Genomic DNA, 573 nt, shown 5'->3' with positions numbered 1-573 from the left:
CCGGCCGCGGGCGGGACCGTCCGCCTCGACGAGCTGGCCGAGGTCGAGGAGGCGCTCACGGTCGAGACCATCACCTCGAGCAACGACCAGCGCACCGCCACCGTGGCCGTCACCCCGGGCGGCGACGACCTCGGTGCCACGAGCGGGGAGGTCCGGGACGCGCTCGCGGGCCTGGACCTGCCGCAGGGCGCGGCGGCCGAGCTGGGCGGGGCCGCCACGGAGCAGGAGACCACGTTCCGGCAGCTGGGCCTCGCCGTGCTCGCCGCGATCGCGATCGTCTACGTGGTGCTCGTGGCGACCTTCAAGTCCCTCGTCCAGCCGCTGGTCCTGCTGGTCTCGATCCCCTTCGCGGCGACGGGCGCGGTGCTCGCGCTGCTGGCCTCCGGGGTGCCGCTGGGCCTCGCCTCGCTGGTGGGCGTGCTGATGCTCGTGGGCATCGTGGTGACCAACGCGGTCGTGCTGATCGACCTCATCAACCAGTACCGGGGCCGGGAGCACCGCATGGACCTGGAGGAGGCCATCGAGAAGGGTGCGACCCGCCGGCTGCGCCCCATCGTGATGACGGCCCTGGCG

General features: G+C 73.8%; 1 protein-coding gene. It reads left to right on the top strand.

The genetic code is table 11. The features are described from left to right. The coding region (locus RCG67_RS17155; RefSeq protein WP_368828012.1) for an efflux RND transporter permease subunit at positions 1-573 on the top strand (573 nt) is incomplete at both ends.

The organism is Kocuria cellulosilytica, assembly GCF_040981245.1.
GTDB classification, from domain to species: Bacteria; Actinomycetota; Actinomycetes; order Actinomycetales; family Micrococcaceae; genus Kocuria; species Kocuria cellulosilytica.
This window is presented reverse-complemented; position numbering and strand designations above follow the sequence as displayed.